The organism is Alkalibacterium pelagium, assembly GCF_900109325.1.
GTDB lineage: Bacteria > Bacillota > Bacilli > Lactobacillales > Carnobacteriaceae_A > Alkalibacterium > Alkalibacterium pelagium.
Genome location: NZ_FNZU01000011.1, coordinates 69,072 through 95,932 on the forward strand (window position 1 = coordinate 69,072; position 26,861 = coordinate 95,932).

At 45.0% G+C, this 26,861-nt stretch carries 22 protein-coding genes and 1 other annotated feature; of the genes, 3 read left to right on the top strand and 19 right to left on the bottom strand.

Going from position 1 to position 26,861, the window contains the following annotated elements:
• Positions 1-10: 10 nt before the first annotated feature.
• The 8 genes from fusA to BMX79_RS09430 all read right to left on the bottom strand — a co-directional run bounded on the left by fusA (position 11) and on the right by BMX79_RS09430 (position 15,735).
• Positions 11-2,098, bottom strand: a complete 2,088-nt coding sequence (fusA, locus tag BMX79_RS09395) for an elongation factor G (protein ID WP_091481990.1) — start codon at positions 2,096-2,098, stop codon at positions 11-13.
• A 129-nt stretch (positions 2,099-2,227) separates the two neighbouring features.
• The gene (gene rpsG, locus BMX79_RS09400; protein ID WP_091265310.1) at positions 2,228-2,698 is read right to left on the bottom strand and encodes a 30S ribosomal protein S7; all 471 of its coding nucleotides are present in this window, start codon (positions 2,696-2,698) and stop codon (positions 2,228-2,230) included.
• A gap of 210 nt (positions 2,699-2,908) precedes the next feature.
• The gene (gene rpsL, locus BMX79_RS09405) at positions 2,909-3,319 is read right to left on the bottom strand and encodes a 30S ribosomal protein S12 (protein ID WP_034299852.1); all 411 of its coding nucleotides are present in this window, start codon (positions 3,317-3,319) and stop codon (positions 2,909-2,911) included.
• 346 nt (positions 3,320-3,665) lie between these two features.
• On the bottom strand, positions 3,666-7,304 hold the full coding sequence (gene rpoC, locus BMX79_RS09410) for a DNA-directed RNA polymerase subunit beta' (protein ID WP_091481993.1): 3,639 nt from the start codon (positions 7,302-7,304) through the stop codon (positions 3,666-3,668).
• Between the two features lie 131 nt (positions 7,305-7,435).
• The gene (gene rpoB, locus BMX79_RS09415; protein ID WP_091481995.1) at positions 7,436-11,041 is read right to left on the bottom strand and encodes a DNA-directed RNA polymerase subunit beta; all 3,606 of its coding nucleotides are present in this window, start codon (positions 11,039-11,041) and stop codon (positions 7,436-7,438) included.
• Positions 11,042-11,413: 372 nt separating this feature from the next.
• Positions 11,414-12,022, bottom strand: a complete 609-nt coding sequence (locus tag BMX79_RS09420; RefSeq protein ID WP_091481998.1) for a class I SAM-dependent methyltransferase — start codon at positions 12,020-12,022, stop codon at positions 11,414-11,416.
• Between the two features lie 564 nt (positions 12,023-12,586).
• Positions 12,587-13,948, bottom strand: coding sequence for a class II fumarate hydratase (gene fumC, locus BMX79_RS09425; protein WP_091482001.1), 1,362 nt, complete (start codon positions 13,946-13,948; stop codon positions 12,587-12,589).
• 491 nt (positions 13,949-14,439) lie between these two features.
• Positions 14,440-15,735 carry a uracil-xanthine permease family protein gene (locus BMX79_RS09430; protein WP_091482004.1) on the bottom strand — a complete coding sequence of 432 codons (1,296 nt, stop codon included), beginning with the start codon at positions 15,733-15,735 and terminating at the stop codon, positions 14,440-14,442.
• Positions 15,736-16,078: 343 nt separating this feature from the next.
• Here BMX79_RS09430 and BMX79_RS09435 point away from each other — a divergent pair, with 343 nt between their 5' ends.
• The gene (locus BMX79_RS09435; RefSeq protein ID WP_143059430.1) at positions 16,079-17,317 is read left to right on the top strand and encodes an MFS transporter; all 1,239 of its coding nucleotides are present in this window, start codon (positions 16,079-16,081) and stop codon (positions 17,315-17,317) included.
• Positions 17,318-17,421: 104 nt separating this feature from the next.
• Here BMX79_RS09435 and BMX79_RS09440 read toward each other — a convergent pair whose 3' ends face one another.
• The 11 genes from BMX79_RS09440 to BMX79_RS09490 form a co-directional block, all read right to left on the bottom strand.
• The gene (locus tag BMX79_RS09440) at positions 17,422-17,907 is read right to left on the bottom strand and encodes an LURP-one-related/scramblase family protein (protein ID WP_091482009.1); all 486 of its coding nucleotides are present in this window, start codon (positions 17,905-17,907) and stop codon (positions 17,422-17,424) included.
• Positions 17,908-17,925: 18 nt separating this feature from the next.
• On the bottom strand, positions 17,926-19,089 hold the full coding sequence (locus tag BMX79_RS09445; RefSeq protein ID WP_091482012.1) for an FtsW/RodA/SpoVE family cell cycle protein: 1,164 nt from the start codon (positions 19,087-19,089) through the stop codon (positions 17,926-17,928).
• Between the two features lie 29 nt (positions 19,090-19,118).
• Positions 19,119-20,312: an FtsW/RodA/SpoVE family cell cycle protein gene (locus BMX79_RS09450; RefSeq protein ID WP_091482014.1), complete on the bottom strand. Its 1,194-nt coding sequence runs from the start codon at positions 20,310-20,312 to the stop codon at positions 19,119-19,121.
• A gap of 407 nt (positions 20,313-20,719) precedes the next feature.
• Positions 20,720-21,085, bottom strand: coding sequence for a 50S ribosomal protein L7/L12 (gene rplL, locus BMX79_RS09455; RefSeq protein ID WP_091265345.1), 366 nt, complete (start codon positions 21,083-21,085; stop codon positions 20,720-20,722).
• A gap of 94 nt (positions 21,086-21,179) precedes the next feature.
• Positions 21,180-21,689, bottom strand: a complete 510-nt coding sequence (gene rplJ / locus BMX79_RS09460; RefSeq protein ID WP_091265348.1) for a 50S ribosomal protein L10 — start codon at positions 21,687-21,689, stop codon at positions 21,180-21,182.
• A gap of 64 nt (positions 21,690-21,753) precedes the next feature.
• Positions 21,754-21,883 (bottom strand) — a sequence feature (ribosomal protein L10 leader region).
• A 124-nt stretch (positions 21,884-22,007) separates the two neighbouring features.
• The gene (gene rplA / locus BMX79_RS09465; protein ID WP_091482017.1) at positions 22,008-22,703 is read right to left on the bottom strand and encodes a 50S ribosomal protein L1; all 696 of its coding nucleotides are present in this window, start codon (positions 22,701-22,703) and stop codon (positions 22,008-22,010) included.
• A gap of 144 nt (positions 22,704-22,847) precedes the next feature.
• Entirely contained in the window at positions 22,848-23,273 is a 426-nt protein-coding gene (gene rplK, locus BMX79_RS09470) for a 50S ribosomal protein L11 (RefSeq protein WP_091265354.1), read from the bottom strand.
• 142 nt (positions 23,274-23,415) lie between these two features.
• A complete protein-coding gene (nusG, locus tag BMX79_RS09475) occupies positions 23,416-23,970 on the bottom strand; it encodes a transcription termination/antitermination protein NusG (protein WP_091265356.1) in 555 nt (184 codons plus the stop codon).
• A 137-nt stretch (positions 23,971-24,107) separates the two neighbouring features.
• The gene (secE, locus tag BMX79_RS09480; RefSeq protein WP_091482019.1) at positions 24,108-24,284 is read right to left on the bottom strand and encodes a preprotein translocase subunit SecE; all 177 of its coding nucleotides are present in this window, start codon (positions 24,282-24,284) and stop codon (positions 24,108-24,110) included.
• A gap of 55 nt (positions 24,285-24,339) precedes the next feature.
• Positions 24,340-24,489 (bottom strand): 50S ribosomal protein L33, encoded by a 150-nt coding sequence (gene rpmG / locus BMX79_RS09485; protein WP_091265362.1) that lies wholly within the window; start codon positions 24,487-24,489, stop codon positions 24,340-24,342.
• Between the two features lie 86 nt (positions 24,490-24,575).
• Entirely contained in the window at positions 24,576-25,634 is a 1,059-nt protein-coding gene (locus BMX79_RS09490) for an FAD:protein FMN transferase (protein ID WP_170231017.1), read from the bottom strand.
• A 191-nt stretch (positions 25,635-25,825) separates the two neighbouring features.
• On the opposite strand from BMX79_RS09490, the gene BMX79_RS09495 reads away from it, so the two are divergent.
• Positions 25,826-26,398 carry a Gx transporter family protein gene (locus tag BMX79_RS09495; RefSeq protein ID WP_091482024.1) on the top strand — a complete coding sequence of 191 codons (573 nt, stop codon included), beginning with the start codon at positions 25,826-25,828 and terminating at the stop codon, positions 26,396-26,398.
• 266 nt (positions 26,399-26,664) lie between these two features.
• A partial coding sequence (locus tag BMX79_RS12600; protein ID WP_506736948.1) for a transposase occupies positions 26,665-26,861 on the top strand: 197 nt, incomplete at its 3' end.

Here is a 26,861-nt window from a genome sequence, read left to right on the forward strand (position 1 = left end):
AGAGAGCTGATTAAGCTTCTCCACCGTTTTTCTTGATGATTTCTTCAGCAATGCTCTTAGGCACTTGCTCGTAGTGGTCGAACTGCATTGTGAATGTTCCACGTCCTTGAGTAGCAGAACGTAGAGTTGTTGCGTATCCGAACATCTCAGCTAGCGGGATGTGTCCTTTAACAACAGTTGCGTTTCCACGCTGTTCAGATCCTTCGATATTTCCGCGACGAGCAGAAATGTGACCCATGATGTCTCCCATGTAATCTTCAGGTACAGTGATTTCAACAGCCATCATTGGCTCAAGAATAACTGCGCCTGCTTTTTGAGCAGCATTTTTAAGTGCCAGTGATGCAGCAACTTTAAATGCAGTCTCATTTGAGTCGACATCGTGGTAAGATCCATCGTAAAGTTTAGCTTTAACGTCAACTAGTGGGTATCCAGCAAGAACACCATTTTCCAGTGATGCTTCAAGACCAGCTTTAACTGCAGGAATGTATTCACGTGGAACAACCCCACCAACGATAGCATCTTCAAATTCGAAACCTGCGCCTTCTTCGTTTGGTGTGAACTCGACCCATACGTGACCGAACTGTCCTTTACCACCAGACTGACGAACAAATTTACCTTCTGATTGTACTTGTTTAGTGAATGTTTCACGGTAAGAAACCTGAGGCGCTCCAACGTTGGCTTCAACTTTGAATTCACGCTTCATACGGTCAACGATAACGTCCAGGTGAAGTTCACCCATACCGGAAATAATCGTTTCGCCTGTTTCGTGGTCAGTTTCAGCACGGAATGTTGGATCTTCTTCAGCTAGTTTCTGTAGTGCAAGACCCATTTTATCCTGGTCAGCTTTTGATTTAGGCTCAATAGCAACTTGGATAACTGGTTCAGGGAATTCCATTGATTCAAGGATTACCGGATGCTCAAGGTCACATAGTGTGTCACCTGTTGTTGTGTCTTTAAGACCAACAGCAGCAGCGATATCTCCAGAGAATACTTCTGAAATCTCTTCACGAGAGTTCGCGTGCATCTGAAGGATACGTCCAACACGTTCACGTGAATCTTTAGTCGCATTCAGGATATAAGATCCAGATTCAAGCGTACCTGAGTAGACACGGAAGAAAGTCAGACGACCAACATAAGGGTCAGTCATAACTTTAAATGCCAATGCAGAAAACGGCTGATCATCGCCAGCTTCTACTTTGACTTCTGCAGTCTCATCTCTTTGTTCGTGACCAACAATGGCACGTACATCAAGTGGAGAAGGCAGGTAATCTACTACAGCGTCCAGAAGTAACTGAACCCCTTTATTTTTGAAAGCAGATCCAACAAGTACTGGATAGAATTCAACGCTTAGAGTTGCTTTACGAATACCTTCTTTTAATTGCTCTTCAGAGATTTCTTCTCCTTCAAGGTACTGCATCATCATCTCTTCATCTAGATCAGCAACAGCTTCAACTAGTTTAGTACGCCATTCTTCAGCCAGTTCAACCATGTCAGCTGGAATATCTTCTTCAGTTATTTCAGTTCCAAGGTCGTTACCATACATGAATGCTTTCATTTTAACTAAGTCGATGATACCTTTGAAGTCATCTTCAGCACCGATCGGTAGTTGGATTGGGTGAGCGTTAGCCTGTAGACGGTCATGAAGGGTTTCATTCGCGTGCAGGAAGTCAGCTCCCAGTTTGTCCATTTTGTTTACAAAAACAACACGAGGTACGCCGTAAGTAGTTGCCTGACGCCATACTGTTTCTGTTTGTGGTTCAACACCAGATTGTGCATCCAGTACAGCAACCGCTCCATCAAGTACACGAAGTGAACGTTCTACCTCAACGGTAAAGTCCACGTGTCCAGGAGTGTCGATGATGTTTACACGGTGGTTGTTCCACTGAGCAGTTGTTGCAGCGGAAGTGATTGTGATTCCACGCTCCTGCTCCTGCTCCATCCAGTCCATCTGTGAAGCACCTTCGTGCGTTTCACCGATCTTGTGGATTCGGCCAGTGTAATAAAGGATACGCTCAGTCGTAGTTGTTTTACCAGCATCGATGTGCGCCATGATTCCGATATTACGGGTTCTCTTTAGAGGAAATTCTCTTTTGGCCACTAATCATTACACCTCTCTTTAGTAAATTTGGATCATTCTGACATGATCCTCGGATAACTGTCATTGAAGATACAGAGTTTTTCCGTCGCACAGATTGACTCCATGCGACCGAAGACTGCTCTGATTATCTTACCAGCGGTAGTGAGCAAACGCTTTGTTCGCTTCTGCCATACGGTGAGTTTCTTCACGTTTACGGACAGCAGCACCAGTGTTGTTTGCTGCATCCATGATTTCTTTAGCCAGTCTGTCTTCCATGGTGTTTTCTCCACGTAGACGAGCATAGTTTACTAACCAGCGAAGTGCCAGAGTCGTACGACGATCAGGACGTACTTCTACAGGAACCTGGTAGTTAGACCCTCCTACACGACGAGCTTTAACTTCTAGTACAGGCATGATATTTTTCAGTGCTTGTTCATACACTTCCATAGGATCATTTCCTGTTGTTTCTTTAATCTGATCAAATGCATCATACAAAATCGTTGATGCTTTTCCACGCTTACCGTCAACCATCAGGCGGTTGATCAGACGGGAAACCAGTTTAGAGTTGTACATTGGATCTGGTAATACATCACGTTTTGCTACAGGACCTTTACGAGGCATTCAAATTCCTCCTTTCGGGAATATTAGTTTCGAGTTTTATTTTATGAAGCTGAGCTTAACGCCTCACTCCACTTTTACTTATCCAGTTTCGTTCGGCAGCTCCCCGTGCCATTCACCTTAAAAATTCGCTGTGCAGTCTTCGACTTGCTCACTATAATTTTCAGGTGGATGTCAGGATGAGCTGGACGCCTCACTCCACATTTACTTTACTTATTTAGGACGCTTAGTTCCGTATTTAGAACGACCTTGTTTACGGTCAGTTACTCCGGCAGTATCAAGCGCTCCACGAACGATGTGGTAACGTACACCCGGTAAGTCTTTTACTCGACCTCCACGGATAAGCACCACGCTGTGTTCCTGAAGGTTGTGACCTTCACCTGGGATGTATGCTGTTACTTCGATCATGTTAGATAGACGTACACGAGCATATTTACGTAAAGCTGAGTTAGGTTTTTTAGGAGTCATTGTTCCCACACGAGTACAAACACCACGTTTTTGTGGAGAGTATACTGTTGTCTGTTTGCGTTTTTGAGTGTTGTACCCTCTATTCAACGCAGGTGACTCTGATTTACTTGTTTTAGATTTACGAGGCTTACGGATCAGTTGATTCATTGTAGGCATATTGTGTTTCCTCCTTCCATTTTTACTGTGTAATACTTGCTTTTCTAGGTCCACACATCCAGGCGGTTCCTTTTTGGGCAAAAAAGAACAATCGCTTGATGCGACGGCCTTCCATTGCCAGAAACCTTCTTGATATATGGCTTATTTTTGTCTCTTGCGTACCAGTCAGCACGACTGTTAACTCAATCAGGCCGGATCACTCCAGCACAAGAATCGGAACACAAAAGCACCTCTAGCATAGTACCACGCAGGGGCGATCATGTCAATAACCTGTTGGAAAATAATTTATTTATCAGAAGGGTGTATCAGAGCAGCCTGAAGCTGCCCTGACTTCCTTCTAGTTTAATTACTCTGTTGTAGTCTGATCTGCAGGTTGAACGTCTTCGTTAATGCTATAGACATTTTCGCTGACGACGCCTACTTCTTTAGGTTTCATGTCGTTGTACACCTTCATACCTGTTCCGGCTGGAATAGATTTACCGATGATGACATTTTCCTTCAGACCGATCAGTTTGTCGTTCTTACCTCTTATCGCAGCATCTGTCAGGACACGAGTTGTTTCCTGGAATGATGCAGCAGATAAGAAACTGTTTGTTTCAAGTGACGCTTTGGTAATACCCAGAAGAACTGGACGAGCTGTTGCTGGAAGTCCACCAGATAATAATGTCGATCTGTTGGCTTCCTTGAAGTCCGCAACATCTACCAGACTACCTGGCAGGATGCTTGTATCACCTGGATCCATAACTCTAACTTTCTGAAGCATCTGTCTAACCATTACCTCGATGTGCTTATCACCGATTTCAACCCCTTGACTGCGGTAAGCGTACTGTACTTCTTTAAGCATGTAGTTCTGGAGCTTAATGACGTTACTTACTGCAAGGAGCTGTTTAGGTTCGATTGATCCTTCACTCAATGCATCCCCACGTTCGACAAAGCTGCCGACTTTCACACGAAGACGGGCATTGATTGCCAGAGTATAGCTGCGGGTATCTGTCGCACCTTTAACAGTCACTTCTTTCGTTCTTTCGCTAGGGTTTTCTTCTATAGAAACGACTTCCCCAGTTACTTCAGTGATTGTTGCAAGACCTTTAGGGTTTCTCGCTTCAAAAATTTCCTGAACACGAGGTAGACCCTGAGTGATATCGTCTCCGGCAACCCCACCTGTGTGGAACGTACGCATGGTCAGCTGAGTACCCGGTTCACCGATAGATTGAGCAGCAATTGTACCAACTGCTTCTCCTACTTCGACTTCACGGCCAGTTGCCAGGTTACGTCCGTAACATTTCTTACATACCCCATGATTAGTGTTACATGTAAACACGGAACGGATCGTTACTTTTTCAATACCTGATTCGATGATCTCTTTAGCGATATCTTCAGTGATCAGGTCATTTTCTTTAACGAGTACAGCATCAGTTTCCGGATGTCTCACTGTCTTACGGGCATAACGACCGATGATACGCTCTTCAAGCGGCTCGATCTCTTCGTTGCCGTCTTTCAGTGTTTCAGCGTCCAGTCCACGTTTTGTGCCACAGTCTTCTTCACGGATAATGACGTCTTGAGCCACATCTACCAGACGACGAGTCAGGTAACCGGAGTCGGCTGTCTTAAGCGCCGTATCGGTCATTCCTTTACGGGCACCGTGTGTAGAGATGAACATCTCGAGAACGGACAGCCCTTCACGGAAGTTTGATGTGATCGGCAGTTCCATGATACGGCCACTCGGAGCCGCCATCAGTCCACGCATTCCAGCAAGCTGGGTAAAGTTGGAGATGTTACCACGGGCACCGGAATCACTCATCATGAAGATGTTGTTGTGGTTATCCAGTGAGTGCATCAAGTGTTCCTGGATGGTATCTTTTGTTTTCGTCCAGACATCGATGACTGCAGTATAGCGCTCTTCTTCAGTTATCAGACCACGACGGTGAGACGCGTTGATGCGGTCAACCTGTTTGTGTGCCTGATCCAGGATCTCACCTTTTTCTTCCAGGTGAGAAATGTCGGCGATTCCGACAGTGATTCCTGATTTAGTTGAGTGCTTGTAGCCAAGGTTCTTCATTTTATCCAGCATTTTAGATGTTTCAGTGACCTGGAACCGTTTGAAGACTTCAGCAATGACGTTACTTAAGTTTTTCTTCTTGAACGGTGACACGAGTTCAGCATTCTTGATGTGCTCTCTAATGTCCGTTCCATAAGGGACAAAGTATTTATCCGGAGTCTGTTTCTCCAGGTTGTCCTGAGATGGTTCATTCAAGTACGGGAACTCTTTCGGCATGATTTCATTGAAAATCAGTTTGCCGACAGTAGTAACCAGGTACTTGTCCTTCTGCCATTCAGTAAACGGCTTTTCAGGTAGTGCAGATGCATGAACCGCTACTCTGGAGTGAAGGTGAACATAGCCGGTCTGGTAAGCTTGAATCGCTTCAGACTGACTTGAGAAGATCATGCCTTCTCCAATTTTACCCGCATCTTCCATAGTCAGGTAGTAGTTACCTAATACCATATCCTGTGAAGGAGTAACAACGGGTTTACCGTCTTTAGGGTTCAGGATGTTCTGAGCACCAAGCATCAGAATACGTGCTTCAGCCTGAGCTTCGTCACTTAACGGAACGTGAACAGCCATCTGGTCTCCATCGAAGTCGGCGTTGTACGCTTCACACACTAACGGGTGAAGACGAATCGCTTTTCCTTCAACAAGTACAGGTTCAAAAGCCTGGATACCCAGACGGTGAAGAGTAGGTGCCCGGTTAAGAAGAACAGGGTGTTCTCTGATGACATCTTCAAGTACAGCCCATACTTCTTCGTCCATGCGTTCAACTTTACGTTTCGCATTCTTGATGTTGTTTGCAATTTCTCTTGCAACCAGTTCTCTCATAACAAACGGCTTGAACAGTTCGATTGCCATTTCTTTAGGCAGACCACACTGGTACATTTTCAGACTTGGTCCTACAACGATAACGGAACGACCAGAATAGTCTACACGTTTACCCAGCAGGTTCTGACGGAAACGTCCCTGTTTCCCTTTCAGCATATGAGAAAGAGATTTAAGTGGACGGTTACCCGGTCCAGTTACTGCACGTCCGCGACGGCCGTTGTCAACTAGTGCATCGACAGCTTCCTGAAGCATACGTTTCTCATTCTGAACGATGATATGCGGTGCATTCAGGTCCAGCAGGCGTTTCAGACGGTTGTTACGGTTGATGACTCGACGATACAAGTCGTTCAAGTCACTTGTTGCAAAACGTCCACCCTCAAGCTGAACCATCGGACGCAGTTCAGGCGGGATGACTGGTACAACGTTCATGACCATCCACGCCGGATCGTTTCCAGAATTTCTGAAAGCTTCCAGAATATCCAGACGACGGATCGCACGCGTACGTTTCTGTCCTGTAGCCGTCTGAAGCAGTTCTTTCAGTTCTTCGACTTCTTCTACAAGATTCACGTCGTTCAATAATGTCTTGATCGCTTCCGCACCGATTTCAGCCTGGAAACTGTTTCCGTACTGTGCACGGCGTTCGCGGTATTCGCGTTCAGTCATCAGCTGCTTTTTCTCAAGCGGTGTGTCACCGGCATCAGTGACAACATATGAAGCGAAATAAATGATTTCTTCAAGCGCACGTGGTGACATATCCAGTACAAGACCCATACGACTCGGGATTCCTTTAAAGTACCAGATGTGCGTGACAGGTGCTGCCAGTTCAAGGTGACCCATACGCTCACGACGAACTTTAGATTTAGTGACTTCTACGCCACAACGGTCACAGACGATCCCTTTATAATGGACACGTTTGTATTTCCCGCATGAACATTCATAATCTTTTGACGGTCCAAATATTCTTTCACAGAACAGTCCGTCTTTTTCAGGTTTCAGTGTGCGGTAATTGATTGTTTCAGGTTTCTTGACTTCTCCGTAAGACCAGCTGCGGATCTTGTCCGGTGAAGCCAGACCTATTTGTATACTTTCAAATTTATTTACATCGATCAAAGGGGCTACCTCCCTTTAGTAGATTATAGAGCTGCCCTAGTGCTCCTCTTACATGCGAAAAGATGAAGGAGAGGAAAGAATGCTGTATAATCTTCTGTCCTCTCACTTCTATCTTTTAATGTGTTTCTGACTTACTCCTGCTCCTGCTCTTGTGACTCAGCAAGGGCTTCTTCCTGTTCTTTCAGTCTTGCTTCTTCAGCACGTTTTTCGTCCTGTTCTTTTTTCATCTTTTCAAGTGAATCGACATTTCCGAATTCATCGTCTTCATCTGAATCCTGAAGATCGATGGCTTCTTCATTGATGTCCAGCACTTTAAGATCTAGTCCCAATGACTGAAGCTCTTTGACAAGCACTCGGAATGATTCCGGCACACCAGGTTTTGGAATGGTTTCACCTTTAACGATGGCTTCGTACGTTTTCACACGTCCGACAACATCATCTGATTTGTATGTCAGGATTTCCTGGAGGGTATAAGCAGCACCGTATGCTTCCAGTGCCCATACCTCCATCTCTCCGAAACGCTGTCCACCGAACTGGGCTTTACCACCAAGCGGCTGCTGCGTAACTAGAGAGTATGGTCCAGTTGAACGGGCGTGCAGTTTGTCGTCGACCATGTGGGCCAGTTTGACGAAGTACATGACTCCGACAGAGACCTTGTTGTCGAACGGCTCACCAGTACGTCCATCGATCAGTACCGTTTTGGCATCGTCATCCATACCGGCTTCTTTGATCGTTTCCCAGACTTCATCTTCATTGGCTCCGTCAAATACCGGCGTCGCAATGTGAATGCCCATCTTACGTGCGGCCATTCCCATGTGCAGTTCGATGACCTGACCGATATTCATACGTGATGGCACCCCAAGCGGGTTAAGCATGATATCGACAGGTGTACCGTCCGGCATGAACGGCATATCTTCTTCCGGAAGGATCAGGGATACAACACCCTTGTTTCCGTGACGACCGGCCATTTTATCTCCGACGTTGATTTTACGTTTCTGAACGATAAAGACACGAACAAGATAGTTGACGCCAGGAGAAAGTTCGTCCCCAGCTTCACGGGTAAAGATCTTCACGTCGTGAACGATCCCTCCACCACCGTGAGGTACTCTCAGTGATGTATCTCTTACTTCACGTGCTTTTTCTCCAAAGATCGCATGTAACAGTTTTTCTTCCGCAGACAGTTCAGATACCCCTTTTGGTGTAACTTTACCTACCAGGATGTCTCCATCATGGACTTCTGCACCGATTCTGATGATTCCACGATCATCAAGATTCTTCAATGCATCGTCACCAACGTTAGGCAGTTCACGCGTGATTTCTTCAGGGCCTAATTTCGTATCGCGGGCTTCAGATTCATACTCTTCAATATGGATGGATGTATAAACGTCATCTTTGACCAGGCGCTCACTCATGATGACCGCATCCTCAAAGTTATAGCCGTCAAATGTCGTGAAGGCAATCAGCGGATTGCGTCCCAGCGCCATTTCACCATTTTCCATAGAAGGTCCGTCAGCAAGGATGTCCCCTTTATCAACCTGTTCACCGTGACGTACCAGTGAACGCTGGTTGTAGGATGTTCCCGCATTGGAACGTTTAAATTTAGCTACATAATAGTTATCCAGTGCACCATCTTCACGTCTGACACGAATCTGCTTCGCATCAACGTATTCAACAGTACCTGAATGTCTTGCAATGACTGCTGCTCCAGAGTCACGAGCCGCTGTGTGCTCGATTCCTGTTCCGACAAGCGGTGCTTCCGGATCGATCAGAGGCACAGCCTGACGCTGCATGTTCGCACCCATCAGGGCACGGTTGGAGTCATCGTTTTCAAGGAATGGAATACTTGCTGTCGCAACAGAGACAACCTGCTTAGGTGAAACGTCCATGTAGTCGACAAGAGAAGCTTCCAGTTCTTCGTTGTTGTTCTTCGTACGAGCCAGAACCAGATCGTTGACGAATGATCCGTCGTCGTTAAGCGGCGCATTGGCCTGTGCAACAACGTAAAGATCCTCTTCGTCTGCAGTCAGGTAGTCGATTTCACCCGTTACGCGTCCAGTTTCTTTATCCACTCGACGGTAAGGTGTTTCGATAAATCCGAACTCGTTGATCTTCGCGTATGTGGACAAGCTGTTGATCAGCCCGATATTTGGTCCCTCAGGCGTTTCAATCGGACACATACGTCCATAGTGGGAGTAGTGAACGTCTCGGACTTCATATCCGGCACGGTCACGCGTCAGTCCACCGGGGCCTAATGCAGACAGACGTCTTTTGTGCGTCAGCTCGCCGAGCGGGTTCGTCTGATCCATGAACTGAGACAGCTGTGAGGATCCGAAGAACTCTTTGATGGACGCAACAACTGGACGAATGTTGACCAGTTGCTGTGGTGTCGTCGTAGAGGTGTCCTGAATGGACATACGCTCACGAACCACACGTTCCATACGAGACAATCCGATACGGAACTGATTCTGAAGCAGTTCACCAACTGAACGGATACGTCTGTTTCCTAAGTGGTCGATATCGTCTGTTTCGCCGATGCCTTCCTGTAAGTTGAAGAAGTAACTCATGGATGCAATCATGTCCGCCGGAAGGATGTATTTCACTTCACGGTCAGGATTCGCATTTCCGATGACATTGACAACACGGTCATTGTCATTAGGAGAGTAGACTTTAACGATCTGAAGATCGATCGGTTCAGGTACGACACCTTCATCTGATGGATAAAGCGTCACTGCGTTCAGTCCGTTATCCAGATGTGGTCCGAGCTGGTCCATCACTTCACGGTTGATCAGTGTACCTTCTTTAGCCAGCAGTTCGCCTGAATCACTGTCAACCAGTGATTCAGCCAATGTCAGACCCATCAGGCGGATTTTAAGATCCAGTTTCTTGTTCATTTTATAGCGTCCGACACGCGCCAGATCATAACGCTTAGGATCGAAGAAGCGTGTAGTCAGGAGACTTCTTGAAGAATCAGCCGTCTTAGGCTCTCCCGGACGTAGACGTTCGTAAACATCTTTCAGTGCTTCTTCCACTCGGGAATCCGCAGTATTTTTGTGAATATCTTTTTCTAGAGTGGCTACAAGACTTTCGTTCGAGCCGAAAATATCAAGAATTTCATCATCCGATCCGAATCCCAGTGCACGAACAAGTACACTTAAAGGAATTTTACGGGTACGGTCGATACGGACGTTGGACAAGCCTTTAGAATCCGTTTCATACTCCAGCCATGCGCCACGGTTAGGAATGACAGTAGATCCGAATCCTTCCATGCCGTTCTTTTCAACTTTAGGGCTGAAATAAACGCCAGGTGAACGGACTAGCTGAGAAACGATAACACGTTCCGCTCCGTTGATGATGAATGTTCCCTGATGTGTCATCAGTGGGAAGTCTCCGAAGAATACTTCCTGCTCTTTCACTTCGCCTGTTTCTTTATTGATCAGGCGCAGCTTGACGTACAGTGGTGCTGAATAGTTAGAATCATGCTGTCTCGCTTCATCTACTGAATATTTAGGTTCCTGTAACTGATAGTCTGTAAATTCAAGTGACAGATTACCTGAAAAGTCTTCGATAGGAGAAATGTCCTTGAACATGTCTCTCAATCCTTCTTCAAGGAACCAGTCATAAGAGTTTGTCTGAATTTCGATTAGGTTCGGTAATTCCAATACTTCTTTAATTCGTGAGTAACTTCTACGTGTACGGTGCTTGCCGTATTTCACATCTTGGCCTGCCAACCTCTTCACCCCTCATAATTAATCACTAGTCGTCATAATCAGGAACAATTCTTCAGTCCATAATACTCAGGTTCACTGCCTATGCTTTTCATGTTACAGTTTCGTTACAATTGTTAACGATCCTTTAAAAAGCAAGTGTTTTTCCTGTTTTAGACCAAAAAAAATACAAAAGAGTCGTGAAAGAATCATCCTGAATCATCACACATTCTTTTGTTTTGCTCCAAAAACCGCGTCCGGACAATATTTCGTACGGGTTTTATTTTCATACTTTGTTTAGCGTCTATTAAGTTTACACAAAAAGCAAGTGTAAGTCAAGTGATTCCTGAACAAAGAGCCCATCCAGTAATTGGACAGGCTTGATTTCATTTAAGGTTTTATCAGTCAGTCCGTCTTGGTGGACTGAAGGACCCAGTAGCCTTTGTCGAGACCGATACGAGTCACATTCCCGTAGGTTTCTTCCATAACTTTCTTCGCACTTGGCGCACCCTGTTTCTTCTGAATAACAATAATCAGCACCCCATTATGCGCCAGGTGTTCCTTGGCGTCCGTGATGATCTGGTGCACCGTCTGCTTCCCGGCACGGATCGGCGGATTTGAAATGACAGCGCCATAGGTCTTTTTCTCGACCTGCTCATATATGGAAGAAAGAAAAATAGAAACATTGGAAACCCCGTTCAGTTCGGCATTCTTCTTAGCCAGCTCGAGAGCTCGTTCGTTAACGTCTATCATGTCAATGTGAAGAGACGGATTCGCCTTGGCTAAAGATAGCCCGACCGGCCCGTAACCACATCCGACATCCAGGATCTCCAGCGTGGAAAATGCCCGCTCGTCAATCGCTTCGATCATAACCTGCGACCCGAAGTCCACACGGTCTCTCGAAAAGACTCCTGCATCTGTCGTAAAGGTCATCTGCTGTCCCTTAAGTCTGGCTTCTATTTTCTTCTCGTTTTTATCAGCGCTCGGCTTGGATGTAAAATAATGATCAGTCATCTGAAACTCCTCTTTTGCTTTGTAGTCAGTGTCCTTTAAGTATACTATTCAACCGGCCGGACTACAATCCTTGTTCATTTTAGACTAGCTTTCTCCCTCTGACTGATGTAGGTAAACTTTAATGGTCCTTATTAATACTAAACTTCATCCAGTAAGCAGCCTACTTATAGTTTAGCTAATTGTTAAACTGTGGAACTTCAACGACAAAGTTTCTAGTTACAGCTTAGTCTGAAACGCGACCGCGTTTCTTCTACTAGAGCCCTTCTAACGGAAGGTATTGATTACTTGTCGATATGTACTGTCGTTAGACATCTTCTAACAGCACCTTCAGAAGATTTTAAAAGCTGAACTAAAGCTAGACGCGTTTTAACAGCATCAGCGACCTGCTAAATGCAAATGAACTACAACTAAACACGGGATAGTGGCCGGCAAGGTTACGAATCAGTCGCTTCATCGATACAGAGCTGCTCAAAAAAGAAAACAGAGGCGCTCGGCCTCTGTTCCATTTAAAAAAGCTAGTATCTGGAATCTCATTTTCTCCATAAATTGCATCCAGTGCCTACACTACACCATGTCAGCCGGATCGATATACTGATCGAACTCTTCTTCTGTAAGTATTCCCAGTTCTACAGCGGCATCTCTCAGAGTCGACTGGTCTTCGTGGGCTTTTTTGGCAATCTGACTGGCTTTGTCGTAGCCGATCTTCGGTGATAGAGCCGTCACCAGCATCAACGACTGGTCGACCAGTTCACTCATCTCTTCTTCCACCACTTGAATGCCTTTCAGACACTTGCTGTTGAATAGAGCCAGACTGTCTCCCAGCAAGGTGATGCTCTGAATCATATTATGAGCAATAACCGGCATATAGACATTCAGTTCAAAATTCCCCTGTGAAGCTGCAACGCCGATTGCCGTGTCATTCCCCATAACCTGTACGCAGACCATCGTCAGTGCTTCTGCCTGAGTAGGATTAACTTTTCCAGGCATGATGGAACTGCCTGCTTCATTGGCCGGGATGGTGATTTCCCCCAGCCCGCTTCTCGGTCCGCTGGAGAGCCACCTGACATCATTCGCCATCTTCATTGCATTTGCCGCCAGGGCCTTCAGTGCACCGTGAGCAAAAACAAATGCATCTTTACTCGCCAGGCCGTGAAACTTATTGGGATTCTCCTTAAATTCGATGCCCGATGCCTGACTGATTCGGCGGATAGTCTTCTCTGCAAAGTCCGGATGGGTATTTAATCCGGTACCTACAGCCGTTCCACCGAGTGGCAGTCGTTTCAATGGAATTAATGCGGCTTCGATCATTTCAGCATTCTGAACCATCATTTCCTTCCAGCCGCTGACTTCCTGACCGAACGTGACAGGCGTTGCATCCTGAAGGTGAGTCCGTCCGATTTTTATCGTATCTTTATACCTGGTTTCCAGCTCTTCCAGTGTGTGCTCAAGCTCCCCCAGCACTGGCAGCAGATGATCAGTAAGCAGCCGGACGGAAGCAATGTGCATCGATGTAGGAAAGGTATCGTTGGTACTCTGCCCTTTATTGACGTCATCATTTGGATGTATGTCCAGTCCGCTTTCACCTTTAGCCAGGTGAGCAATGACCTCATTGACATTCATATTGGTCTGTGTCCCGCTGCCTGTCTGCCAGACGGATAGAGGAAATTCATTGTCCCAGTGTCCTTTAATGATCGCATCACAGACTGAAGCTATGGCGTCTGCTTTCTGCGGTTCGAGTAACCCCAGCTCGGCATTTGTTTCTGCCGCTTCTTTCTTGACGCGTGCATACGCATGGATCAGCTCCAGAGGCATCATCTCGTTTCCAATAGAAAAATTCTGTAGGCTGCGCTGAGTCTGAGCTCCCCATTTCCGATCCTCGGGTATTCCGATTTGTCCAAATCCATCATGTTCCAGTCTTTTAGTCATAATGCTCCCCTTATCCTATGGAATACTTAGCAATCTTAACCGTTTGTCACCACTTTTTTTTGCCAGCTTGTTATTTAAGTAAACTTACTTTTTGATTATACCTTCATCCTTAGAGACTAAACTATTCTCTTGAATTATTTTACTGATTCAGCTATAGGATCGTGTTCAGCTATTTAACACCCTGCAGAAGCAGCAGCCAGAACCTTGTCGCTGAAAAGCAACCTATTTGTTATCTGTTTAGTGCATGATGCAGCTTCGACACCTATATAATATTCAGCTTTCTTTTACTATACCAAAAAACTGGAGCGGGTAAAGAAAAAATAAGCCTTCTCCTGAGTCACCCCAACCGGTGATAAAAAAGAAGGCTTATGAATTTATTTTTCAATTGCAAGTCATCTTCCATCCGATCCCCATCAGAAGACAGAAGCTGCCGAGTACGTCATTTCGGCATAAGAATACGTTCATAGTTCAGGTTAACTGATAGCCGTTCATTACACTTCCGGATCGTATTCTGCTTCCTGTTTAGGAAGGATGATATTTAAGATGATCCCGACAATCGCGCTCAAGGCCGTTCCAGATAGAGTGACGAACCCGGCAATGTCGAACACTGCTCCGCCTAAACCAACAACGAGCATTGAGCTGGCAATGATCAGGTTTCTCGACTGGTTGAAGTCAACTTTATCTTCGATCATAACTTTCAGCCCGTTACTTGCAATGACCCCATAGAGCAGGATAGACATGCCTCCCAGAACTGCATCTGGAATGGTCGAGATCAGTGCTGTGAATTTACCCATGAAGCTCAGGAAGATAGCGATCAGTGCAGCATTTCTTATGACTGATACTGAGGCAATTCTTGTCATACCGATGACTCCGGTGTTCTCACCATACGTGGTGTTCGCCGGGCCTCCGAAGAAGGCAGAAACAGCTGTGGCAGCTCCGTCACCAATCAGTGTGCGCTTCAGTCCAGGCTCTTTGAGAAATTCACGGTCACATATTTTTCCAAGTACAGAGTGGTCCCCGATGTGCTCCGCAACCGTAACTAAAACGATCGGCAGCAGGGCCCACGTCTCAGGACCGAAGTAGAAAGTGTAGCTGTTGAATGTATCTGTTTCAAATGGCAGATAGAGCTGCGGCATGGCGAACCAGTTAGCTTCAGCTACTGGAGTGAAATCGACGACTCCAAGCATGACTGCAATGATATATCCGCCTGCGATACCCGTCAGGAATGGGATGATTTTGAAGAAGCCTTTTCCGTAAGTATTGACGAAAGCCGTAATTAGAAATGTTGCGATAGCTACGAAAATCGTACGCCAGTCTGCATCCATGACAAAGCCTGCGCTCGTCACTGCGTTGCCTGCAAGTCCGAGTCCGATAACGATGATCATTGGACCGATAACGATCGGAGGCAGGATTTTATCTACCCAGGATGTTCCCGTATAGCGGATGACACCGGCCAGCATGATATAAATGAGACCGACCATCACGACTCCGGTCTGGGCTGCACTGATGTCTCCCCCCATCTGATCCATAGCGATCTGCATGGCTGCGATATAGGCGAATGATGAACCGAGGTAAACCGGCACTTTAGCCCGAGTCGCGATCTGATAAATGATTGTTCCTACTCCACTCGCAAGAAGTGCGACAGAAACAGGCATGTTAAGTAAGATAGGCACCAGGATCGTTGCTCCAAACATTGCAAACACATGCTGAAGGCTGAGCAGGATACCTTTCAGTGGAGCTGGCCTTGCCTCCACATCTAAAATCAATGGTCTTTGTTGTATTGCCATAACTTATCGTCCCTTTCTCCTTGTTTTTGGGCATAAAAAAATGCCCTTTACATAATGCAAAAGGACCTTTAGATAAGATGGAACCCATGTGTTTCCTGAACAGTTCTCTCACCAGACCTGGCTATTGAGTGTCCACCGGAAACGGCTGGATATAAAATTTTTTCCATCCTTTTCTACCTCTCTGGATAGAGTTAAAGGAGCTTTGCTTTAAATAGTGTACCAGTACACTAATGGAATTGCAACTCTTATTTTCATATCTGCCATAGCCCCTGTCCCTTTGCTTTACTTACTCAAAATCAGTATACTGATTCTTAAGACTGATTTGAAAAGAGGGACGATACATATGACGAAAGCGTCTGAATCTCTAAAACACTGGCTGGTCCTGGCTGTCAGCTGCGGGCTGTCCTCCAGTGCGATCGGCATCAATTTAAATGTAATCGGGGTATTCTATACACCTGTATCTGAAAGCCTTAATATATATCGTGGCACATTTGCGATGCATGCCACGCTTTCATCTCTTGCTTTAGCATTTATTTCTTTATACTTTGCTCCCTTACTTAACCGGTTCGGATGGAAGCCTCTGCTGACCGGTGCTGTTACCCTAGCTTCGGTATCTACTATCCTCATGGCCTTCACACGAACGATGTGGGTGTTCTACGTTCTTGGTGTATTGAGAGGGATTGGAGCCGGCCTGTATGCTATGGTGCCCTTGTCACTTATTGTGAATAACTGGTTCGAAAAGAAAAAGGGCCTGGCCATGAGTCTGTCCTTCGGTTTCAGCGGTATCGCGGGAGCGATATTTTCTCCCGTCTTCACGTCGCTGATTCAGACCATTGGCTGGGAAAACAGCTTCATCGTTATGGGCCTGCTGATGTTCGTTCTGGCGCTTCCGGCTATACTCTACCGGTACTCTCTGAACCCTAAAGATGATGGCTACCTTCCTTACGGCTACGATCCTGAAGAAGAGGAGCAGAGGAAAGTAATCAAGAAAGCGAACTGGAGCACCTTTTCCTTTACACAGTCCTCTTTCCTGCTCGTCCTGCTTATCGGCCTTCTGCATACATCGATTACCGGGGTATCTCAGCACCTGCCTGGTTTTGCAGAGACAAATTTCCTGTCCTCGCAAGTGGGAGGGGTCATGCTGTCAGCTGTCATGGTTGGAAACATCACATTCAAGCTGATTATCGGAGCAGTCAGTGATGTTTTAGGCATCGTAAGATCCACTATTCTTATGATCGCCATCAACATCGTCGGCATCCTTATTCTGTTATTATTCACCCATCCAGCTGCTCAGATTTTCGGGTCCTTTGTTTTCGGATCGGTTTTCTCCGTCCCGGCAGTCGCCTTGCCCCTGCTGACTACTGAATTTTTCGGAAGAGAACTTTATGTACGGATCTATCCGATCCTGTCTTTCGTCTCAGGGATCGGTGGAGCGTTATCCATGGCTGTCGTAGGATATGTCTTCGACTTTACCGGATCATACGCACCAGCTTTCTACACAGCTTTGCTTTTTCATGGGCTCAACATCGCCTTCCTCCTGACCGCTCGTCAACTGACTCTCAAGGAGAGCCCTGCATCGTAGATAGACTATTTTATCGGTTCGAAGCTTATTTAAAAATAAAAAACCTGTGAACAGCTGACCGGATTCTTTCTAATCCGTTAGCTCTTCACAGGTTTTTTTATAGATTAAGTTGAACTGTTTCCTCTAGCAGCCGATATGACACAGTCGATGACAATAACGACTCCCAGCAGAATTTCAAGATCATGTTCTTCATAGAGATTGATCTCATAAGCGTCTCCCCAGGAGAGCCACTTCTTATTGATGTCAGCAATCACACGGTCCTGTTTTTTAATAACATAGTCATGTGCGGTTACTGACCCTTCAATGTGCCAGTCCTGTCCGATGATCGAATAGTTATTGCGGAAAACCGCCCATTCTTTTTTTACTGTAGCCACTTTTTCATTGGCCATGAACAGATCGAATTCCGGAAGAAAGTTCCAGAGTTTCTGTTCAATATACACTACCTCGTTATTATGTTCATCATAGATGCGGAGCTTCTTGGCAAAAGTGAGAAACTCTCCTTCGACAAAATAACGATCTCTTCCGGCTTCATCTTTGACATAAAACCGGTCTTTCAGTGACATGACCTGCTGCTTAATAAAGAAACGCATGGCATCCAGCCCTCTCGTTTATGACTTATTAGCTTTGTCCTTATTATAATTGATCCGTACAGAGACATTGGCAACCAGACCGATCGATGCAGACAGAACGATCATACTCGATCCACCATAACTGACGAAAGGAAAGGTCAGTCCTGTAATCGGCATGATCCCGATCACGCCACCTAAATTGATGAAGGCCTGTACCATGAACATCGTTGCAATTCCTAAACTCAGAAGAGATTCAAATGACTGCTTGGACCGAATCGCGGTAAGAAACATGCGTGATGCCATCAATGTAAAAGTTGAAAGCAGAACGAGGATTCCAATGAGGCCAAACTCTTCCCCTATAATCGCTACGATGAAGTCGGTATAAGGAAAGGGCAGGAATCCTGTCTTCTGCACACTGTTTCCGAATCCAACACCCATTAGCCCCCCTCGACTCAAAGCATAGTAGGAGTGGACCAGCTGCATGCCGGCACCTTCAGCTAATGTGAACGGATCCCAGAATCCCAGGAAACGATTATAGCGGTACTCATTCAGGAAGAACAGCCGCGTGCCGTACTGTCGGATCAGCTGAGACAACCCAAGCAGACCCATTACTCCGACCAGACCGAACCCGAATCCCAGTTTTGGTGAGACGCCGCTGGCAAAAATCATGATGGCCCCGATCAATACAATAATGAACGATGACCCCGTATCAGGCTGAATGTAAATAAACAGCACGATAAAGGAAACCAGTATCAGTGGTGCCACAATGGCATGGAAGAAATCTTCTGCAATTTTCCGCTGTTTTTTAGACAGAATATACGCCAGATACCAGATCACCATGAATTTGGCAAACTCTGCTGGCTGGATATTGAAGAAAGGCGTTTCGATCCATCGTCTCGCTCCATATATTTCTCTGCCGAAAATAAGCAGGACGAAGAGGGATGTCGCAGTAATGACGATTCCCCAGATAACTAATTTCTTGTTCTTCAACCATTTGATCGGGAAAAAGAACGCTATTAAAAATACGACATAGCCAATCACTACATACATCGACTGCCTCGGCAGATAATGATGCGGGTTGCCATAATCCGTTAACGCGCTGTAACTACTGGCACTGTATACCATGATGACACTGAACAGCGTCAGGGCCAGATAGGGTAAAACAATCAGCTTATCTACATATTTGATTCTATCGCGTAACATGTTGTCCGCCCTTTCCTGTTCTCAAGTTATTACGATCCCGGATGGAACTCTTCCCCTTCTCCGGAGAAGAAGTAAGATTTATGATGGAAACGCATGGACATGATCAGCCCGATCCCCATCATATTACCGAGAAGTGATGACCCTCCTTGAGAGACAAACGGCAGTGGGATTCCTGTCATTGGCAGAAGCCCGATGTTCATCCCAATGTTTTCAAGCACGTGGAAGACGATCATCATAATGACCCCTGTTGCAATATAAGCATAAAACTCATTTTTAGTATCATACACGACTCTGATCATATGATAGACCAGAATGAAGTAGATGAATATCAGAAGGGCTCCCCCGGCAAAACCGAAGTTTTCTCCGATCGTCGCAAATATCATATCGGACTCTCTAACTGGAACATACACTTCACTCACACCGAATCCTTTTCCGAATACGCCGCCTGACCCTATCGCTTTGAAGGTCTGTACGATCTGATATGAGGTGTCGCTGGCTCCTTGATGAGGGTTCAGCCACGTATCGATACGGGCAAACTGATAAGGTCTGAACAGACCCGTATTCAGCAGAAATTCTCTATTATAGACAACGAGTAAAATTAAAGTGATCCCGACAGTCGATACCAATAGAAAGACTGGAAGCAGGATCTGCCACTTTATCCCGGACAGGAGCACTACACCTATCAGCATGGCCAGATAAACGAGTGCAGTCCCCAAGTCTCTCTGCATGAATACGATCACGACAGGGACAAGTCCGATAACGGCCAGTTTACCAATCAGCAGAAAATCTGTCTGGTATTCACGCACGCGGTAAACACTGTTATGCTTGGTTATCGTTTTGGCGAGCATGAGAATATAAGGGATCTTAACAAATTCGGATGGCTGAACAGTACCTATAGGTCCTAATGTGACCCATCTGTTTCCTCCAGTTTTTGCAGCAATCTCTCTATCATAAAAGACTAAAGTCAGAAGTAAAATAATTAGACCGGCAATATAGAGATAAGTAGTCATTTTCCAGAGCTGTTCTGAATCGAACTGCATGATGACCAGGACAGCGATCGTTCCAATTCCGTACCAGGCGATCTGCCTGACGGTCATTCCGATGGATCCATCCTGAATCAGGACCGTAGTCGAATAGAGGGATAAGATACTGATGATGGCCAGCAACATGACCGACAAGATCACGCCATAATCTATACGCTGAGGATATTTTTCATTGTTCATAAGTTGCGTCCTTTCCATATTTTAAGTCGAAGTCTGATAAGCAATTGTTTCATCTGTTCAAAGACACATTTTATCAAATATACTTGCTTATTCCTATACAAACTTGAAAATGACACAAAATAGTAGAAACAGAAAAGTTTCACGTGCCGTTCAGCCTTGACAAGAAAACAGGAAATTTGCCCCGAATTGCTGTGACTCTAGCATTTTCAATGCGTAGAGACAGAGTATGCGGCAGAAGAGCATACTGCGCAATGGGTAAATTTATCTTTTTCTCGAAAGGCTGGCACGTTAAACTAGACAACACTTTAATAGTAGACTTTTATACTCAAACAGAAAAACCCCTTCGTCATAAACTAGTTACAACTAAAGGGGTTCTGAACTGATTATTTAAATTTGTAGAGAGTTAATTACTTAAGTTCTACAGAAGCTCCAGCTTCTTCAAGCTTAGCTTTAAGTTCTTCAGCTTCGTCTTTAGATACGCCTTCTTTAACTGCTGAAGGAGCTCCGTCTACTAATGCTTTAGCTTCTTTCAAGCCAAGACCAGTAGCTTCACGAACTGCTTTGATTACTTTGATTTTAGCTGAACCAGCTGATGCTAATTCTACTGTGAATTCAGTTTGTTCTGCTGCTCCACCGTCAGCTGCTCCCGCTGCTGCTACTGGTGCTGCTGCTTCAACGCCGAATTCTTCTTCGATCGCGCTTACTAAGTCGTTTAATTCTACGACAGTTGACTCTTTCAAGTCAGCAATGATTTTTTCAATATCTAATGCCATTTTTGTTTTCCTCCATTTTAATTATATTAGTTGGTTTGCTTGTCAGCATGCTATACCAAGGTATAGGTTAAAACAATTTGAATCGACTGCGTGTTTATGCAGCTTCTTCTTCTGCTTTTTTCTCTGCAACTGCTTTGACAGCCAATGCAGTATTTCGCATAGGTGCTTGTAGTACAGATAGCAGCATTGAAAGTAGGCCTTCGCGGCTTGGTAGTTTTGCGATTTTGTTGATTTGATCAACGTCAGCAACTTTACCTTCCAGGACCCCACCTTTAATTTCAAGCGCTTCTGCATCTTTAGCAAATTCAGCGATGATTTTAGCAGGTGCTACGACTTCTTCGTTACTGAATGCTACAGCTGTAGGTCCTTTGAAGACATCTTCCATTCCTTCCAGGCCAGCAGCTTCAGCCGCACGACGAAGCATAGTGTTTTTCAGTACGCGCATTTCGATTCCTGCGTCACGTAATTGCTTACGCAGTTCAGTCACCTGGCCTACTGTCAAACCACGGTAGTCTACTACGACTACTGCTTGTGCATCTTCGAATTTCTTAGTCAGTTCATTAACTAATTCTTCTTTTTTTGCAATGACACTTGCTTTACTCATTGATGTTTCACCTCCTGATCGATTGAAATGAGGATTGTTTTTAACTTTCCACCCTTTAAGGAACGAAGCGTATAAAAAAACCCCATGTCACCGTAGACATAGAGGGAGTGTAAATTGACTGTTCATCACTTTATCCTCGGTATGATATTAAGGCCAGAGCCACATACTGTCTTCGGTATTATCCAGTCATTCAGCCTGCCGTTTAGACAAAGGACTGCCTGACTTTCATTCATCAATGCATATTCAATTAAGTTTAATTCCTTAACCTGCATAAGTATAGCAAGCTATGTTATGCAGGTCAAGAGAATTCAACAATTTTTATTTAAGAACTGTACTGTTGTCCACTTTGACACCAGGACCGAACGTGCTTGCTACTGCCATGTTCTTGATGTAAACACCTTTAGAACTTGCAGGTTTAGCTTTTACGATCACGTCGTGAAGTGCTGCCAAGTTTTCTTTCAGCTTGTCCGTATCGAATGACACTTTTCCGATTGGAACGTGTACATTTGACTGACGGTCAACACGGTAAGTGACTTGTCCAGCTTTGATGTCGTTAACAGCTTTAGCAACATCTGGTGTTACTGTTCCTGTTTTAGGGTTAGGCATTAAACCTTTAGGTCCTAAGACACGTCCAAGTTTACCTACTTCAGCCATCATATCAGGTGCAGCAACGACAACGTCGAAGTCCAGCCATCCACCTTGTACTTTTTCAACTAGATCGCTGTCACCTACGAAGTCTGCTCCTGCTTCTTCAGCAGCTTTAGCAGCGTCTCCTTTAGCGAATACGATCACAGTTTGAGTTTTACCAGTACCATGCGGCAATACCATTGCGCCACGGATCTGCTGGTCAGCTTGTTTAGGGTCGACACCTAGTCTGTAAGCTACTTCGATAGTAGCGTCGAAACCAGCGTAGTCGATTTCTTTAACTAATTCTAATGCTTCAGTTGCATCATATTGTTTCTCGCGGTCTACTTTTTCCAAAGCAGCTACGAATTTTTTGCTCTTTTTAGCCATTATTTTTTTCCTCCTTGTTGTGGTATTAGCGGTTTAACCTCCCACTTGATCTCCGCAAAAGCAATGAGACATAATCTCATGTACTTAGTTGAAAAGCTGGGCTTTTCTCAGGTTGCGGAGGCAGCAAGCAATGGGGTGAATTCATTATCCTTCGACAGTGAATCCCATACTACGTGCTGTACCTTCGACCATGCGCATAGCTGCTTCAACGTTAGCTGCGTTTAGGTCTTCCATTTTTGTTTCAGCGATTTCCTGTACTTGAGCGCGTGTTACAGATGCCACTTTTTTAGTGTTTGGTTCACCAGAACCAGACTCTACTCCAGCTGCTTTTTTAAGCAATACTGCTGCAGGTGGTGTTTTAGTGATAAATGTAAATGAACGGTCTTCATATACAGAAATAACTACAGGAATGATCATTCCTGCCTGGTCAGCTGTACGAGCGTTGAACTCTTTACAGAATCCCATGATGTTTACTTGCGCTTGTCCCAATGCTGGTCCTACTGGGGGAGCCGGATTAGCTTTCCCTGCAGGAATCTGCAGTTTCACGACGTTTACTACTTTCTTTGCCACGAGACATACCTCCTTGATTTTGTCCGTGAGTGGTTAAATGAGGTTATAATTTTCCTCTCCCACTTCTGAGCATGCAAAATACACGTGTATAAGGCACACTGAAATAGTTTACCACTACTGTTCAGTTATTGCAACTGTTATTTTAGTCATCCAGTTTGGAAATCTGGTTGTAGTCCAGTTCCGCGTTGGTCTCACGTCCGAACATTTCAACAGAAGCTTTGATTTTTCCTTTTTCTGTTTCAAGCTCTGTAACGGTTCCTTCCATACCGGCAAATGCTCCACCAACAATCTTGATGCGTTCACCCAGCTCGACGTCCATTTCGATTTTACGTGGATTGATACCCATGCTGCGAAGGATCTGGTCGATTTCTTCCGGTAGAAGCGGTGACGGTTTACTTCCTGCTCCGTGCGAACCGACGAACCCGGTCACGCCAGGTGTATTACGGACAACGTACCAGGCATCATCAGACATAATCATTTCAACCAGAACATATCCAGGGAAAATCTTTTCTTTTTCCATTTTAGTCTTGCCGTCTTTCTCAGTAGTTGTTTCCTCTTCTGGAATAATGACTTGAAGAATACGTTCTTCCATGTTCATGCTTTTCGCACGGGATTCAAGATTCTGTTTGACTTTGTTTTCGTAACCGGAATACGTATGAAGCACGTACCAGGCTTTTGCACTTTCTAATTCGTTCATTGTAGACTCCTTTAGTTTATCTTTTATTTGTCATACTAAAAAAACCTTCTTCACTTTATGGAAGAAAGGTTTTTCGTCAGCTCTCGATACGTAGTATAGCACGCAGATAGTGAAAATGCTACTATCTTAAGCGGTTGTCAAATTATATTCAATAAAAAGCTGATGGCTGCATCTACTGCATAAAAGAATACGCCGAAAAATGCCATAACGCCGAAAACAGTTGCTGTATTTTTTTTCATCTCATCTTTTTTAGGCCATGTCGTCTCTTTCAGTTCATGTTTGACTTCACCAAAAAATGTTTTAACTTTGTTCATGAAGGACTCCTTCCACCTGAATCTTCCGGTTAGTTCGAATGATTATTCTGATTCTTTATTTTGTTTCTCTGTGTAGTGTGTGCTTTTTACAATAACGGCAGTATTTTTTAATTTCAAGGCGCTCAGTACGTACTTTGGTTCCTACTTCTTTCGAATAATTCCGGGATCCGCATTCTGTACAAGCCAGTGCCAGTTTCTTTTTCATAGATTTATTTCCTCACTTCAAGGACTTATGTTTTACTTCATAGTCTTCTATACTTTACCATGCAGTAAAAAGCCTGTCAAATCGGCTTAGTTCATCATTTCAAAGTCATTGTCCCTGATTTCGATCTGGTCATTGATTCCTTCTGAAGCATATATTCCCATCTCATTAGTAATGTAGATCACTTCTACACCGTCAAGCCCATTGATATAATCCAGCCCCTCTTCTACACCTAGTGAGAATGCAATGTTGGCCAACGCATCTGCGTCCATGGCATTGTCTGCAATGATGCTGATACCGGAGATGTTGTTGTCGATCGGAAAGCCGGTTTCCGGATCCATCAGATGATGATATTCGTCATCCCCGTCTCTAACAAGACGCTCATAGATTCCAGAAGTGACGATCGCTCGGTCTGAAACGGGAACGATACCCAGTATTTCTCCACGTTCCCCATAAGGATTCTGAATCCCGACGTTCCAGGGTTGATCTTCCCCTCGTGTGCTGTTACCAACAACTACGATATCGCCACCCAGATCGACGATAGCCGTATTGACTCCTTCTTCCACCAATACACGTGCCGCTTCATCTGTAATGTATCCTTTTGCTATGGCTCCCAGGTCAAGGACCATGCCTTCTTCCTGAAGGTAGATCGTCTGTTCTGATTCGTTCAGTTCCACCTTCTGGTAATCGACCAGTGCAACTGCTTCAGCCAGTTCATTTGCTTCAGGTACCGCTGCATAGTCCTGTCCGATCCCCCACAAGCTAGTGACTACACCGATGGTCGGGTCAAAGCTGCCGTCAGATTCTTCTGCATAATGCAGGGCACGTTCCATGACGTGGAATACTTCTTCTGATACTTCTACCGGTTCGATTCCAGCTTGACGATTCACTTCAGAAATCTCAGATTCCGGATTCTGCATCGCAAACCATTCATCCAGCTCCTGCACGCGATCGAACGCTTTGTCCATCGCCTCTTCCTGACCTTCATTATAGACTTTCATATTTGCAACGGTTCCAAGTAAAAATTCAGTTCGGTCGTAGGGCTGGTCAGCCAGTCCTCGAGGATCTTCTTCCCGACATCCCAGTAGTCCTAATGATAGAACAGGAACCATCAGCATGACTTTCATCGTTTTAATTCTGGTAAACATGTACATTGTCCTTCCATTCTTTTTCTCTGTACATCTTACATTAAAAGTGTTACTCTGTCTATGTTTTCACAAGATTAGATTGACATAATTTTGTTCTAATCTTTATAGCATTAGACGGGTATTTTGTGCGACAATTAAAGCAGTAAATTGTCAAACTTGTGAACATATTGAACAAGAAAAGAAGGATAACCATGACTCGAACTCAAAAAATGATATATATTTCACTTCTCTCGGCCCAGGCTGTGATCCTGGGAATCGTTGAACGCAGCATCCCCTTTCCGTTTGCCTTTGCACCGGGAGCGAAACTGGGCGTCGCGAATCTGATCATTATCGTTGCCATCTATACGCTTCCTTTTAAAGACAGCATGAAAGTCGTCTGGATGCGTCTTTTGATGACGACCCTGCTCGGCGGAACGATCTCTACCTTTATGTACAGTACAGCTGGAGCGCTTCTCAGTTATGCCGGCATGCTTTTCGTAAAATTTATTGGAGGCAAGCGTGTCAGTATCATCGGGGTCAGTGCAACTGGCGGTATCCTGCACAATCTGGGGCAGCTGCTCGTTGCCAGTACCATTGCCCAGACCTGGACTGTGCTCCTTTATTTGCCGGTGCTCTCCTTTATGGGTATCCTGTCAGGAATTGCCATAGGGATTGCGGCCAACTTCCTGATGGATCATGTCACTACTATCCAGCGCTTCAAGAAGGCGCATGAAGAAAAAAAAAGTGACCGACGCAAGCAGAAAATGGCAGAGACACTGGTCTGATTGGTGTTTTATGACAGGCCACACTTTATTAAGTATGGGGTAGCCTAAATCAAATTCAGGATAATCGCTACCTATGATGTATTAAAAATCAGTGACGAGGGGCTGGGAAAAAACTCCCCTTAAATAAATACATCCCACGACCGTTTTTTAAAGAAAAAGGTCGTGGGATGTTACTTTTATAAAGACAAAACGAGCCCCACCGACTATAATTGAAGTACCAACAGCAATTAAAGGAGGGGCTCACTTTGTATCAAAATTATACCACAATGGAAACTGCTTTAACACTACAATTAGACTTCACTATTCCCGAGGATCACGAAGCCCGTTTGATCAGTCGTTTCGTTGATTCTATTCCTGCGGAATTTCTTCTGGAAGACACCTCTCATACGGGACGACCTGCGTTTCACCCTGCCATGTTACTTAAAATGTGCTTATTTGCCTATAGTCGTTCCACTTTTTCAGG

Bases quoted from the DNA above. Each gene is read 5' to 3' on its own strand.
- rpsG (WP_091265310.1), bottom strand. From the start codon at position 2,698: ATGCCTCGTAAAGGTCCTGTAGCAAAACGTGATGTATTACCAGATCCA.
- rpsL (WP_034299852.1), bottom strand. From the start codon at position 3,319: ATGCCTACAATGAATCAACTGATCCGTAAGCCTCGTAAATCTAAAACA.
- BMX79_RS09420 (WP_091481998.1), bottom strand. From the start codon at position 12,022: ATGACTGATCATTATTTTACATCCAAGCCGAGCGCTGATAAAAACGAG.
- fumC (WP_091482001.1), bottom strand. From the start codon at position 13,948: ATGACTAAAAGACTGGAACATGATGGATTTGGACAAATCGGAATACCC.
- BMX79_RS09430 (WP_091482004.1), bottom strand. From the start codon at position 15,735: ATGGCAATACAACAAAGACCATTGATTTTAGATGTGGAGGCAAGGCCA.
- BMX79_RS09435 (WP_143059430.1), top strand. From the start codon at position 16,079: ATGACGAAAGCGTCTGAATCTCTAAAACACTGGCTGGTCCTGGCTGTC.
- BMX79_RS09440 (WP_091482009.1), bottom strand. From the start codon at position 17,907: ATGCGTTTCTTTATTAAGCAGCAGGTCATGTCACTGAAAGACCGGTTT.
- BMX79_RS09445 (WP_091482012.1), bottom strand. From the start codon at position 19,089: ATGTTACGCGATAGAATCAAATATGTAGATAAGCTGATTGTTTTACCC.
- BMX79_RS09450 (WP_091482014.1), bottom strand. From the start codon at position 20,312: ATGAACAATGAAAAATATCCTCAGCGTATAGATTATGGCGTGATCTTG.
- rplL (WP_091265345.1), bottom strand. From the start codon at position 21,085: ATGGCATTAGATATTGAAAAAATCATTGCTGACTTGAAAGAGTCAACT.
- rplJ (WP_091265348.1), bottom strand. From the start codon at position 21,689: ATGAGTAAAGCAAGTGTCATTGCAAAAAAAGAAGAATTAGTTAATGAA.
- rplA (WP_091482017.1), bottom strand. From the start codon at position 22,703: ATGGCTAAAAAGAGCAAAAAATTCGTAGCTGCTTTGGAAAAAGTAGAC.
- nusG (WP_091265356.1), bottom strand. From the start codon at position 23,970: ATGAACGAATTAGAAAGTGCAAAAGCCTGGTACGTGCTTCATACGTAT.
- secE (WP_091482019.1), bottom strand. From the start codon at position 24,284: ATGAACAAAGTTAAAACATTTTTTGGTGAAGTCAAACATGAACTGAAA.
- rpmG (WP_091265362.1), bottom strand. From the start codon at position 24,489: ATGAAAAAGAAACTGGCACTGGCTTGTACAGAATGCGGATCCCGGAAT.
- BMX79_RS09490 (WP_170231017.1), bottom strand. From the start codon at position 25,634: ATGTTTACCAGAATTAAAACGATGAAAGTCATGCTGATGGTTCCTGTT.
- BMX79_RS09495 (WP_091482024.1), top strand. From the start codon at position 25,826: ATGACTCGAACTCAAAAAATGATATATATTTCACTTCTCTCGGCCCAG.